The organism is Streptococcus suis YS56 (assembly GCF_000440115.1).
GTDB lineage: Bacteria > Bacillota > Bacilli > Lactobacillales > Streptococcaceae > Streptococcus > Streptococcus suis_L.
The window spans coordinates 1-11,808 of the sequence record NZ_ALMY01000023.1 but is presented as its reverse complement, the minus strand read 5'-3'; the positions used below and the strand labels follow the sequence as shown (position 1 = coordinate 11,808).

Annotated in this window: 14 protein-coding genes and 1 pseudogene; 3 read left to right on the top strand and 12 right to left on the bottom strand. The window is 40.2% G+C overall.

Going from position 1 to position 11,808, the window contains the following annotated elements; translation table 11 throughout:
• Positions 1 to 110: 110 nt before the first annotated feature.
• From tnpB to SST62_RS0103805, 8 genes are all read right to left on the bottom strand, one after another.
• Positions 111 to 458, bottom strand: a complete 348-nt coding sequence (tnpB, locus tag SST62_RS0103840) for an IS66 family insertion sequence element accessory protein TnpB (protein WP_029186362.1) — start codon at positions 456 to 458, stop codon at positions 111 to 113.
• Entirely contained in the window at positions 439 to 624 is a 186-nt protein-coding gene (locus SST62_RS0103835; protein WP_029942435.1) for a hypothetical protein, read from the bottom strand. Before SST62_RS0103835 ends, tnpB begins: the two co-directional genes overlap by 20 nt.
• Before the next feature lie 101 nt (positions 625 to 725).
• Positions 726 to 1,727 carry an aldose epimerase family protein gene (locus SST62_RS0103830; RefSeq protein ID WP_029186361.1) on the bottom strand — a complete coding sequence of 334 codons (1,002 nt, stop codon included), beginning with the start codon at positions 1,725 to 1,727 and terminating at the stop codon, positions 726 to 728.
• A gap of 237 nt (positions 1,728 to 1,964) precedes the next feature.
• On the bottom strand, positions 1,965 to 2,366 hold the full coding sequence (locus SST62_RS0103825) for a PTS sugar transporter subunit IIA (RefSeq protein WP_029186360.1): 402 nt from the start codon (positions 2,364 to 2,366) through the stop codon (positions 1,965 to 1,967).
• Positions 2,366 to 3,184, bottom strand: a complete 819-nt coding sequence (locus SST62_RS0103820; protein WP_029186359.1) for a PTS system mannose/fructose/sorbose family transporter subunit IID — start codon at positions 3,182 to 3,184, stop codon at positions 2,366 to 2,368. Before SST62_RS0103820 ends, SST62_RS0103825 begins: the two co-directional genes overlap by 1 nt.
• Positions 3,171 to 4,067, bottom strand: coding sequence for a PTS mannose/fructose/sorbose/N-acetylgalactosamine transporter subunit IIC (locus SST62_RS0103815; RefSeq protein ID WP_029186358.1), 897 nt, complete (start codon positions 4,065 to 4,067; stop codon positions 3,171 to 3,173). The genes SST62_RS0103820 and SST62_RS0103815 overlap by 14 nt, the downstream gene beginning before the upstream one ends.
• Positions 4,068 to 4,105: 38 nt before the next feature.
• On the bottom strand, positions 4,106 to 4,591 hold the full coding sequence (locus SST62_RS0103810; protein WP_029186357.1) for a PTS system mannose/fructose/N-acetylgalactosamine-transporter subunit IIB: 486 nt from the start codon (positions 4,589 to 4,591) through the stop codon (positions 4,106 to 4,108).
• 54 nt (positions 4,592 to 4,645) lie between these two features.
• Positions 4,646 to 6,418: a glycoside hydrolase family 35 protein gene (locus tag SST62_RS0103805; RefSeq protein ID WP_029186356.1), complete on the bottom strand. Its 1,773-nt coding sequence runs from the start codon at positions 6,416 to 6,418 to the stop codon at positions 4,646 to 4,648.
• A gap of 232 nt (positions 6,419 to 6,650) precedes the next feature.
• On the opposite strand from SST62_RS0103805, the gene SST62_RS0103800 reads away from it, so the two are divergent.
• On the top strand, positions 6,651 to 7,361 hold the full coding sequence (locus tag SST62_RS0103800; protein ID WP_015646515.1) for a GntR family transcriptional regulator: 711 nt from the start codon (positions 6,651 to 6,653) through the stop codon (positions 7,359 to 7,361).
• Positions 7,362 to 7,499: 138 nt separating this feature from the next.
• Here the strand turns inward: SST62_RS0103800 and SST62_RS0103795 are convergent, their stop codons facing one another.
• From SST62_RS0103795 to recX, 4 genes are all read right to left on the bottom strand, one after another.
• Entirely contained in the window at positions 7,500 to 8,231 is a 732-nt protein-coding gene (locus SST62_RS0103795) for a GntR family transcriptional regulator (protein WP_004194101.1), read from the bottom strand.
• A gap of 99 nt (positions 8,232 to 8,330) precedes the next feature.
• Positions 8,331 to 8,648, bottom strand: a complete 318-nt coding sequence (locus SST62_RS0103790; RefSeq protein ID WP_029186355.1) for a DUF960 domain-containing protein — start codon at positions 8,646 to 8,648, stop codon at positions 8,331 to 8,333.
• Positions 8,649 to 8,705: 57 nt separating this feature from the next.
• Positions 8,706 to 9,239: a DUF402 domain-containing protein gene (locus SST62_RS0103785; protein WP_024375910.1), complete on the bottom strand. Its 534-nt coding sequence runs from the start codon at positions 9,237 to 9,239 to the stop codon at positions 8,706 to 8,708.
• Positions 9,240 to 9,314: 75 nt separating this feature from the next.
• The gene (gene recX, locus SST62_RS0103780) at positions 9,315 to 10,091 is read right to left on the bottom strand and encodes a recombination regulator RecX (protein ID WP_029186354.1); all 777 of its coding nucleotides are present in this window, start codon (positions 10,089 to 10,091) and stop codon (positions 9,315 to 9,317) included.
• 37 nt (positions 10,092 to 10,128) lie between these two features.
• Between recX and rlmD the strand changes: the two genes are divergently transcribed.
• Both rlmD and SST62_RS1000000112030 read left to right on the top strand, forming a co-directional pair.
• Positions 10,129 to 11,481 carry a 23S rRNA (uracil(1939)-C(5))-methyltransferase RlmD gene (rlmD, locus tag SST62_RS0103775; protein ID WP_029186353.1) on the top strand — a complete coding sequence of 451 codons (1,353 nt, stop codon included), beginning with the start codon at positions 10,129 to 10,131 and terminating at the stop codon, positions 11,479 to 11,481.
• Positions 11,482 to 11,583: 102 nt separating this feature from the next.
• Positions 11,584 to 11,670 (top strand): annotated as a pseudogene (locus tag SST62_RS1000000112030) (transposase); the annotation flags it as partial.
• Positions 11,671 to 11,808: the final 138 nt, after the last annotated feature.

Below are 11,808 nucleotides of genomic sequence, written 5' to 3'. Positions count from 1 at the left end.
GGCTTATTTACCATGGAAGGAAAAAATTAAGAGAGCGTGTAAATAGAAAAAGGTTCCAGAGTCGACAGGACTTTAGAGCCTTTTCAATATACTTTGTTATTGGGCGATTACTAGAAATCACGACTTTTTGAAATATTTATTTTTGGACTGATCGAAAATCCTTTCATGAGCCAGTCCACCTGCTCGGAAGTTAGAGCCTTGACCTCCTCTTCATTGTTTGGCCAGGTCAATTTCCCATTTTCAAAACGTTTGTAAAGCAACCAAAATCCTTGTCCGTCCCAGTAAAGAGCTTTGAATCGGTCTTTTCGACCTCCGCAGAAGAGATAGACCTGACCTGAAAAGGGATCCAGATTGAATTGACTTTTGACAAGGTAGGCGAGAGAATCAATCCCTTGACGCATGTCCGTTTTACCGCAAACCAAGTAGACTTGACCTAAATCACTGAGTCGGATGGTCATAGTGCAGTACCTTATCCAAGATTGTTTCTAATATTTTTTGGTTGATAGAGTGAAAGAATGTGACTTCCACTTTTCCGAGATGAATTTTCATCAGAATATCATTTCTGCCTTTCTTCTCAAAGCGGCGAGATAGGGGAATAGTCAATGGGACGATGGGGTGTGACATAATAAATCCTCCAGTTTTGTTTTTTATAACAGTATACAGGAGGAGGGAGTGATTAGATAGATACTTTGTTATTGGGCGGTTACGTTAGAGTCCCCATTTTTTTACCAAGTAAAACGATAGGTCGTTTTAGACAAAAATTCTTCTCCTTGTTCTAACAAAATCGAACCAAATCCATCGACATTGCACGCATTTGGCAAGGCCTGACACTCTAAACTAAAGACACCATGGTAACAGGCCAAAGCTTCAACAGGAAAATTATATGTATATATAACGACCGCAGGCTGGTTGGTTTTGACACTGAGTCCAATTTTCCCATCTGGACTCAAAACTTCTACCGGAATATCCACCTCTTCCAATAACCATGGGTGGTCATAGCCTTTTACCAACACATTTTGAGGATATTGGCTATCAAATCCCTGAGCAAAAGGCGCAAAATCTCTAAAATCAAACGGCGTCCCTGTCACATCTTCTAAGACGCCCGTTGGCAGGTTATCCTCCCCAAGCGGAGCATAGTGATTCGCAGCAATTTTAATACGGTGCTCGGCAACTGACCGTTGAAAATCACCAGTCAAGTTGAAATAGATATGGTTGGTCGGATTAAAAATCGTATCCTTATCCGATACAGCCTGGTAGTCAACTGTCAATTCATTTTTATCCGTCAAACAATAAATAGCCTTGACCCTCACATCACCAGGAAAGCCATTAAAACCATCTTTTAGGACCATAGCAAAGGTCACTTGATTTCTCTCATGGTCTAGCTCAACGTCCCAGTACTGCTCATTTGCCGTGTCAACCCCACCATGCAAGGTCCGACCTGGTTCATTTTCTGTAAAATGGTAGCGTTTTCCCTTTATCTCAGCCTGGGCACCCGAAATACGACCTGCAACTGGAACAATAGTAGAACCAGGGTACAAATCTGTCTTGCGGTAATCAACATCTGACCCCGCCGCCAAACTAACATTTCGTAAACCGCCATTTTCTTCTACTGGCAGAAGCACTTCTACCACTCTGGCACCAAAATCCGTCAGACTGACCTGCATACCGTTTTTATTTTTCAAGCAATAGAGCTTCGCTTTTTCACCAAATTCTTTTACTTCAATCATTTCTTTTCCTCATAAGCCAAATGAGGGAGTTACTATTGCAACTCCCTCAGGATACTTAAAGCCTATCTAAATAGATGACTAACTTGTATATCTTATTTTAAGGTGACCAGTTGAAACAGTTCCCTTGAACTTCCCTCGCTCTCTAGTTTTCAGGCTCGGGCTGCCTTTGGTCACTCTTTCATTTCAAGGCGACCAGTTGAAACAGTTTCCCAAACTGTTTCAACTTCCCTGACTGTTTCACTCCTCATCATCGCTATCACTTGTTAATAGGCTATTGACATGAACTAGGTTGCTTGTCCCAAATTCGACATAATCCACAGCCTCTCCCAGCAGGACGCCGTTCAAGAAACCAATGACCATAGGCATGTTCATCCCTGCATAGAGGTCAAACTGCCCACCTTCAATCAATTTTCGTGATACGACGTTGGCTGGTGTACCGCCTAACAAGTCTGCGAAGACAACAAAGTCATCTAGATTAGCAATTGTTTCTTCAAATTTTTTCTGGAAGTCTTCTGGACCTTCTTCTGGTAATAAAGCTACTGTATAGATGTCCTCTTGAGGACCCATAATCATTTCAGTAGATTTTTTCAACTCCTCGCAGAAGATACCATGACTTACTAATACTAAACTTCTAGCCATTATGCCATACCAAATGCGAAGTGACCGATTGCTGACAAGCAAAGAGCAAGCGCAATGATGATCAAGATAGCCTTGGTAGAGGTCATACCTTTACGACCGAGCAACCAGAATACAAAACCTGTAAAGACAGCTGGAACAAGGCGAGGGAAGATTGTGTTGAGCAAGTCTTGTACATCAATAACTTTCTCACCAATCTGAGGAGCCCAAGTCACTTCAAAATTGATCATAGTCGCAATCAAGGCCCCCATCATGAAGACACCCATTACAGAGGCTGCATCCACAAGAGCAGTCAACTTATCACGCATGGTAGTAATCAACTTAGTACCTTCCTTGTAAGCAACTTCCAACTGTTTCCAACGGAAAATATCATAAGCAACTGCTACAGCAACCCAAAGGAAAATACCAACCGGAGAACCTTCTTTCCCCATAGTCGCTGCTACAGTACCCATGATTGCTGGAACTAAGGATCCAAAGATGGAGTCACCAATTGGGGCAAATGGTCCCATCAAACCAGTTTTAATACCGTTAACCGCATCTTTAGAAGCCACACCGTCACTTTCTTCAAGTGCCAAGTCAATACCTGTGATGATGGTATGGAAAAATGGTGAAGTATTGAAGAACTGAGTATGCAATTTCATCATTTCCTTCAACTCAGGAGTACCATCTCCATACATTTTACGCAATTGTGGCAAAATCATGTAGAGGTAGCCAGATGCCTGCATCCGCTCATAGTTCCAACCAAGTTGGAAAGTGAACAAGCTACGTTTGTTGATTTGATTAAAATCTTCTTTTGTTAATTTGTAATTAGATTTCGTCATCTTCAATTTCCCCACTTTCTGAATGTGATGGAGCAACCACAGTTACTTTTTGGCTATTTTTGAAGTGAAGCACTGAAAGGAATGCACCCACAATAGCGATACCAATCATTGACAAACCTTTGAAGTTATTGACAAAGCTTACGCCTGCATCTTCAGGAAGAGTGCCAACGATACCAGCAACTGCACCACCCAAAGCTGATACGTTACCGTAAAGAACAGTCAACATAGCTGTAAGAGCGAAACCTACCGCCAAGTAGTGAAGGTTACGTTTAAGTGGAAGATAGTGAAGTAAGATTGCAAAACCAAGACCTGGAAGCATACGAGCTGCAAGAGTCAAGCCATCTGCAACCCATTTATAGTTTTCAATGGTATCAACCATTGATTTAACGAACTCACCACCGAAAGCAAGGGCAAGGAAAACTGGAAGTGCACGAGAAAGTGCCCAAGGAATTGCACCAAGCAGGTAGTTGCGTTCGATACCAGCGTAGTCAAAGCGTTCAATCGCAGCATCTACACGGTGTGCAAAGAAAGTAGTTGAGAAACGACCAGCAATATCTGTATAAACAAGAAGCGCTGCTACTGGAACTGCGATAGTAGATACAGCAAGCTCTGGATCAATACCTTGTGATACTGAGAAAGCTGTTGCAAGAACCGCACCAGAAGTTGCGTCGATACGAGATGCACCACCGAAGGTACCCACACCGAGTACCATCAATTGAAGAGACGCTCCGATTGTCAAACCAGTTGCCATGTCCCCCATGATCAAACCAGAGATGAACCCTGCAAAGATTGGTGAGCCTGCTGACGAAACAATTGTCAACTCATCACAAATCTGGTAAGCAGAGTAGAGCGTTAGAAGTAATATTTGCCACCATTGCATAATAGTGATCCTCCTTTAAATTTTTCAAAAATATCCGAATGTTATCTAACCTTATCCAATAATGGCATAAAGTCTTTTGGTGAATCGCCAGGTACCATTTGTGCAAATAATTTCACTCCCTTGGCTGCCAAGGCATCGAAATCAGCGATGTCTTTATCAACAACGTTGATAGAACGAGTAACAGAGCGAGTTTCTGGTGATTGTGACATATTGCCGACATTCAATTCAGCGAGTTCTACACCATATTCAACTAAGCGCAGGAAGTTTTCAGGACGACGTGCAACAATCAAGAGACGTTGACTGTCATACTTACCTTCCTTAATATTATTAGCAGCCTTTTCAATCGGTAAAATAGATAATTTTACCCCTGGAGGACAGGCTAATTTTAGACCTTGTTTTTCAATATCGTTTTGAGCCACAGCATCATCGATAACCATGATACGACTAATATTTAATTTGGTAGTCCACAGGTTAGCAACTTGACCATGAATCAAACGACCATCAATACGTGTAGCAATAATTGCCATATTTTCTTCTCCTTTTCTCCATAAATCTTTTGAGTAGAAGTCTACTTTAAGACTCTACAATTCTTTTATTACGGGGTTTTGTGAAAAGCTAATCTTTTCTCTATATCTTCCTTCCGTCTCAAAGACGATAATTTCATTCTCTCCTTTCTTTAAGTATCCTTTTGGAATATAGAGATAGAGGATTGGTCCCTTTTCCCAAAAACGTCCAATATTTACATTGTTAACAAAAACAACTCCCTTACCAAAACCAGTCATGTCTAAGTAAGTATCTGCCAGTTCTTCCACTTCAAACTGATAGCGATAGAAGGCTGGTTGCCCCTCCTGCCACTCTTTCGTGAAATCCAGACCAGAAATATCATCCAGTGGCAATGGATACATATCCCAATTGCCAATATAGTGCAGGTCTGCTATGGCACCACGACCCAACCCTTTAGACTGTGTCGGTGCTGTCAACTTATGACCATAATTGACCCGTCCCATGTTTTCAACCAAGACAGCCAGTTCAACATGGTTGGATGCAAACTCTAGTGCAATGTCTTCACCAATTTCTGTCTGGTATTGTGTGGTAACCAAACAACCATCCGCATAGACTTGAATACGGTCACGCGCATCGATGACACGAATCCGTTCTGCCTCCTCCTTATCCCGCTCTAACTGCGTTCTATAGAGGATATAGCCCGTCGATTGCCCCAGTTCTTCCATATTTTTTGGATAGAAGCTAGAGGAGTAATCGCTTACATTTTCTGCTACAGCAAAGAGGCTTACCTTATCCTTCAAGTTCACACTTGGAAAGGCCTTGGCTTCTTTTACCAGTGGCTCAGCATAGTCCAAATCTGGATAGGTTTCCTTCATACGTTTTTGCAAGGCATAGAATTTCTTGGTTGGATTGCCAGCCTCATCTAAAATCGCATCGTAATCGTAAGAAGTCACCTGTGGCAAATCAATCTGACCGCGGGCTGAACACCCATTCATGAAACCGAAATTAGTTCCACCATGGAACATGTAGAGATTGATAGAACCCAACTCAATACATTCCATAACAGCATCGACCATCTCATCTGGATCACGGCGAATGACCTCATCGCCCCAGCGATTGAACCAGCCATCCCAGAATTCCATACACATGAAGGGCCACTTCTTACCATGTTCCTCAAAGAAAGCCTTCATGTTGGCAAAGTTTTCTCTGGCTCTCGAACCAAAGTTACCCGTCACAAAGATGTCATCTTCAATTAGCGTTCCTGCTCGAAGCGTCGCCCGCCAAGCACCGTCTGAGGTGAAGAGGGGAGCTGTCAACCCATATTTCCTCATTAGACTTGCTACTGCTCTCAGGTATTCCTTATCCTCACCATAGGAACCATATTCATTCTCTACCTGGAACATAAGGATATTACCACCTTGTGCGAGTTGGAACTTGGCCAATTTAGGAAGAAGAGAAGCGTAATATTCATCTAAGTGCTTTAGGTAGCGCTCTTCATGTGAACGAACCCTCAGCTCTTCCTGCATCAACCAAGCGGGGAGACCTCCCCACTCCCACTCTGCACAAATATAGGGGGAAGGACGAACAATTGCATAAAGCCCTAATTCTTGAGCAAGTTTTAAAAAACGCTCAACATTTAAAATCCCTTCATAGCAAAAATCACCTTTTTGAGATTCATGCATATTCCAAGGAACATAGGTCTCAACCGTATTAAAACCTAGAGCTTTTAAATTATACAAGGAATGGTACCAGTCATCCGGATGAACCCTAAAATAATGGATAGCACCAGATAAAATTTTAAACGGTTTTCCATTTATGTAGAATTGATCTTTAATTTTAAATTCTTTCATAGGTCTCCTCCGCTGTTACCGCTTACCTTTCTGTTAATATAATAACATTTCTTTGTGGTTATGTCCAGTACTTTTTTTAATTTTTTTAAACTTCTTTGAATTTCATTACAAACTCATTTAAACAATTGAATTGTATAGGTTTTCTCTTCAATTTTTTATAGAAAATAGCTATATTTTTTGATTTTTTCTCAACCATTTAGTATAATAAATCATAGAAAGGAAAGAATATGTAATGAAAGTACCTAAGTACCAACTTATACAAAACGACTTACGCCAGCAAATTATCTCTGGCAAATTTGAAAATGGCGACAAATTTTACACAGAATCTGAATTAACAAAACTATTTAACGTTAGCTCTATCACCGTTATTCGTGCAGTAAACGAACTAGTTAAAGACGGCTACCTAGTTCGTCAACAAGGTAAAGGAACCTTTGTATCCCGTTCACGCAAAGGACGTCTTGTAGAATTTTCTGATATTGAGATTTTTCCTATGGATAAGGATAAGGTTACTGTTCTCTCGTGCGAAAAAGGCAATAAACCCGATATCCTTGAAAAACTAAATCTTGACAAGAATGAGTTTTATTATAAAATTGTACGCGTCCGCGCAGCAGAAGACACTCCATACATCTTCCACAATTCATACATCCCTCAACGATATATCCAGAATCCAGATGCTCCACTCGAGCACTATCAATCAATCTATCAACGCTTCAAACTAGACTACAATATCCACATGTCCGAGGAACCATTTGTAGAAACGAATGAAATTGTCAGCCCATGTCCAAAAGAGGTTGCCACTCATTTGAAATTAAAAGCGACTGAACCAGCTGTACTACAAAACAAAACAACTACTAACAGTACTAGCGGTGAAGTGATGGAATATACTGAAACTTACAAACACTGGAAGTATTACAAATTTGAAATTACAGCCAATCATCGCTAAAAAAACGCAGACTAACGTCCGCGTTTTTTCATATCCAATAACAATCAAAAGTAGTCTAGGAAATAAAGCCGAAAATAGAACTGGATTTCATCAAGGCTCTTGACAACGAATAATTTTGATTTTCGAAGAGTATTAATTCTAATATCCCCGTTGATGGGTAATCTTGTAACGAAACTGGTCCGCTCTAGCAATACTAAACGTAAACTCGATAATTCTATTCTTATCATTATAGGTTTTTCTTACCAAATGAAGTACTGGACTATTGCTTGGAATTCCGAGTATCTTAGCTTCATTATCCAAAGCAATACTTGCATAGAACTCTTCTTCTGCCAAACGAATCACCTGATGATAATCCTCTGAGAAAATTTCATACAAGGGAGTTGACTTCATTCGCTGAGCAGCTAATCCAGGAAATAGCGAGGCAGGAACATATGTCCTTTCCAACATCATCGGAACCTCATCTGCAAGTCTCAAACGTTCAACTTCAAACACTTCCTCACCCTGACTAAGTTGTAGATGCTGCGCAATATAGTCCGACGCCTTAACCAATTCAAAGGATAAAATCGATGTCCTCGGTACTTTCCCAATTTTTTTCATTTGCTCAGTAAAACTATAGGCCTGAGACAAATCAACTGCAGTATCTGAAATCTCAGATACATAGGTTCCCTTACCATGCTTCTTATAGACTAAGCCACGTTTTTCCAATTCTTGCAAAGCCAAACGAACTGTAATACGACTAACACCATAAACCTGTGTCAACTCACGCTCTGAAAATAACTTGTCATTCGGAGCCATCCTCTCACGAATTGCAACTTCCAATTCATCAACCAACTGCAAATAGAGAGGTTTCTCAACAGTTTGACTAACCATAGACTCCTCCTTTCTAACCCACATAAGCTTACAAATCTATTTTACACCAAATTTCATATATTAACAATATCTTAGGTGATAAAATACCAGCTCTTCAAGCTAAAGCAAGGTCACCTCATCTGGCAAAGTAATGGTCTCTTTTCCCTGCTTGTCCATTACCAAGATTGTTGAGGGATAAAAAGGATCAAAACGACTACCTAAATCTACAGCCAGTACATTTTTATAACCTTCCTGCGAAAAGACCAACGTAATCTTACCACGACGATTTTTGATAGAAAAACGGATTACATTTTTCAAAGGAATAACTCCTTTTAAGTAGTGATCAATAACATACCAGAAACTATCAATCACTTCCCCGGGAAGCGAGGTCACAACTCCAAAACTTGCATAGCGCCCATTTGTTTGTTCAAAGGCCATAAGCCCCTCCTTTACAATAAGAAAAAAGCCTGTAAAACAGGATTTTCTTTTCTAACTTTATCTACTTCTCAGTTCTAAATAGCGTTTGTACCAGATATTAACGTAGGCTGGAGAGAATGGTCCGCGCTGGTTATTAATCCAATCAACCAGTATCTTGACATTTTCCTTCAAAATAAAATCAATATCATCCGAATACTTCATCGCCTTACGATGACGCTTATATTCATCCACATCCAGCAGTCTCTTTTCACCATCAGCAAAGACCTTAACATCTAGGTCATAATCAATGTATTTGAGTGCCTCATTGTCGAGAACATATGGACTAGCAAGGTTACAATAATAGGAAACTCCGTTTTCACGAATCATTGCAATGATATTGAACCAGTATTTTTTATGAAAATAAACGATTGCTGGTTCTCTTGTTACCCAACGCCTACCATCATTTTCAGTCACTAAGGTATGATTATTGACTCCAATAATAGCATTTTCCGTTGTTTTTAATACCATGGTGTCACGCCAAGTGCGATGAATTTCACCGTCATGCTTATAACTTTGAATTGTAATAAAGTCGCCTTCCTTTGGTAATTTCACTTTGTTACCAACTTTCTACAATTACAATTTATCTTGACTATTATATCATATTTTTCTAACCTAGGCTAAATTTTTTCACAGATAATCACGAAGGACAGTCTGAATCCGATCAAAGTCATAACCCTTTCGAGCTAAAGCCTGTATCAACCTTTGCTTCAATTCATAGCCTTCATATTTACGACTATATTTTCTATACTGCTTATCCAATTCCTTGGCGATTAAATCATCTTCATTTTCCTCATCAGCCACAAGTTCCAACTGACCCAGGCTTTGTTTGGCCGTCTCATAAGAAAACCCCTTACCCATCAATCCCTGTACAACTTTATCTTGCAAAGCTCGAAGAGGCAACTTTCTTTGGTATCTACCCACCAATTTCTCCCCAATCTTCCCAGCAAGCTCTGAAAAATTTTCCTCAGCCAGCCTTTTATCAATCAGCGGTTTAGGAATTCCTTTCTGCATCAACTTCTGACGAATCATAGCTGGTCCCTTATCTCCATTTAGAGCATTCTGACGAACATAGCTATCAACATAATTCCCATCGTCCAGCCATTTTTCCTCTTCTAATACCGTCACAATCTTGACAATATTGTTTTCTTCAATTTCATATTTTTTTAGATAATCACTAACTTCTTTTTGGGTACGTTGCTTGAAGGAAAGGTAATAAAGTGCTAGATTTTTCCCATAAGAAAACTGAGCAAAATCGCGAAGCTCACAAAACTCCTGCTCCGTGATTTCCTTGCCCTTACTAAGCATGAAGCGAACAATTGTGTCTTCCGTAATATACAAACTATCCTGACCATCCACTTCAAGTAAATAAAGACGTTTCTTCTTTTCAATTTTTGTAATTCTCATTCTTTCATTATACAGGATTTTTCGGTAAAATAATAATATGAATCTACAAGTAAACCAACGAATCCCCTTAAAAATCAAACGAATGGGCATCAACGGAGAAGGAATCGGATTTTATCAAAAAACGCTAGTCTTTGTCCCTGGTGCCCTTAAGGGGGAAGAAATTTTTTGTCAAATTACCTCAGTCAAACGAAATTTCGTTGAAGCAAAATTGTTAAAAATCAACAAGGAATCAAAATTCCGAGTCAAGCCTGCCTGTGACATCTATCAAGCCTGTGGTGGTTGTCAAATCATGCACCTCCGCTATGATAAACAATTAGACTTCAAACAAGATCTCTTGCAGCAGGCCCTAAAAAAGTTCAAACCAGCTGGCTACGAAAACTACACTATTTATCCAACAATCGGTATGGATAAGCCTAGCCACTATCGTGCCAAATTACAGTTCCAGACTCGATCTTTCAAAGATCAAGTCAAGGCCGGTCTCTATGCAGAAAATTCCCATCGCTTGATTGGAATTACGAATTGTTACGTCCAAGATGCCGAAACACAAGAGATTATCAACGGAATCGCAAAGCTACTCACCAAGCACCGTATCCCTATTTACAATGAGCGCAAGCAACATGGAATCCGCACGGTTATGGTCCGCAAGGCTCGAAAAACAGGTCAAGTTCAAGTGATTTTTATCACCTCTTGTCAGGTTAATCTTACTAAATTAATTGAGGAACTCACCAGTCAATTTCCAAGTATAATCACTATTGCTCTAAACTGGAATAGACAAAAAACGAGTGATATTTATGGTGAAAAAACAGAAATTTTATGGGGAGAACAAGCTATCGATGAGGCTGTTTTAGATTACGAATTCTCACTATCTCCACGGGCATTTTACCAACTAAATCCCCAACAAACAGAAATTCTCTACGGCGAGGCCATCAAGGCTTTGGACATTTCAGGAGATGAAAACTTGATTGATGCCTACTGTGGCGTGGGCACAATCGGCTTCGCCTTTGCTAAAAAGGTCAAATCTGTTCGAGGTATGGACATTATTCCAGAAGCCATCGAGGATGCCAAAGCAAACGCTAAGCGAATGGGACTATCCAATACCCACTATGAGGCAGGTAAAGCAGAAGAAATCATTCCAAAGTGGTACCAAGAAGGCTACAGGGCTGATGCCTTGGTAGTTGATCCTCCACGAACTGGACTCGATGAAAAGCTCCTCAAAACCATTTTGGATTACAAACCAGCTAAAATGGTTTATGTATCCTGCAACGTATCCACTCTTGCAAGGGACCTTGTTGAGCTAAGCAAAGCCTACAAGGTAGAATACATTCAATCTGTCGACATGTTTCCCCACACAGCACGGACCGAGGCGGTTGTTAAACTAAGCAAAAAATAAAAGGCACTATATGACTATGACGGGTAAACCCACTATGGTCATATAGTGCCTTTTTGAGTGTAGAAAAAAGTCCCATATGATCTACACTGAAAAACAACAAAACTCACATTTTCCAACGCCAAACTGGAAGCTACCAATAATCTCATCAAAGTCATTAAGAGAAATGCCTTTGGTTTCAGGAAGATGAAAAGGCTCTATAATTTCTGTAGTGGGTAAATCCACTGTGGAGATTATGGAGCCTTTTTGAGTATAGAAAACATACTAAGATTAGTAGTGAGGAAATCTCCGACGGGAGAGAGTACTCATTACTTTTTCTTTATGTTAAAG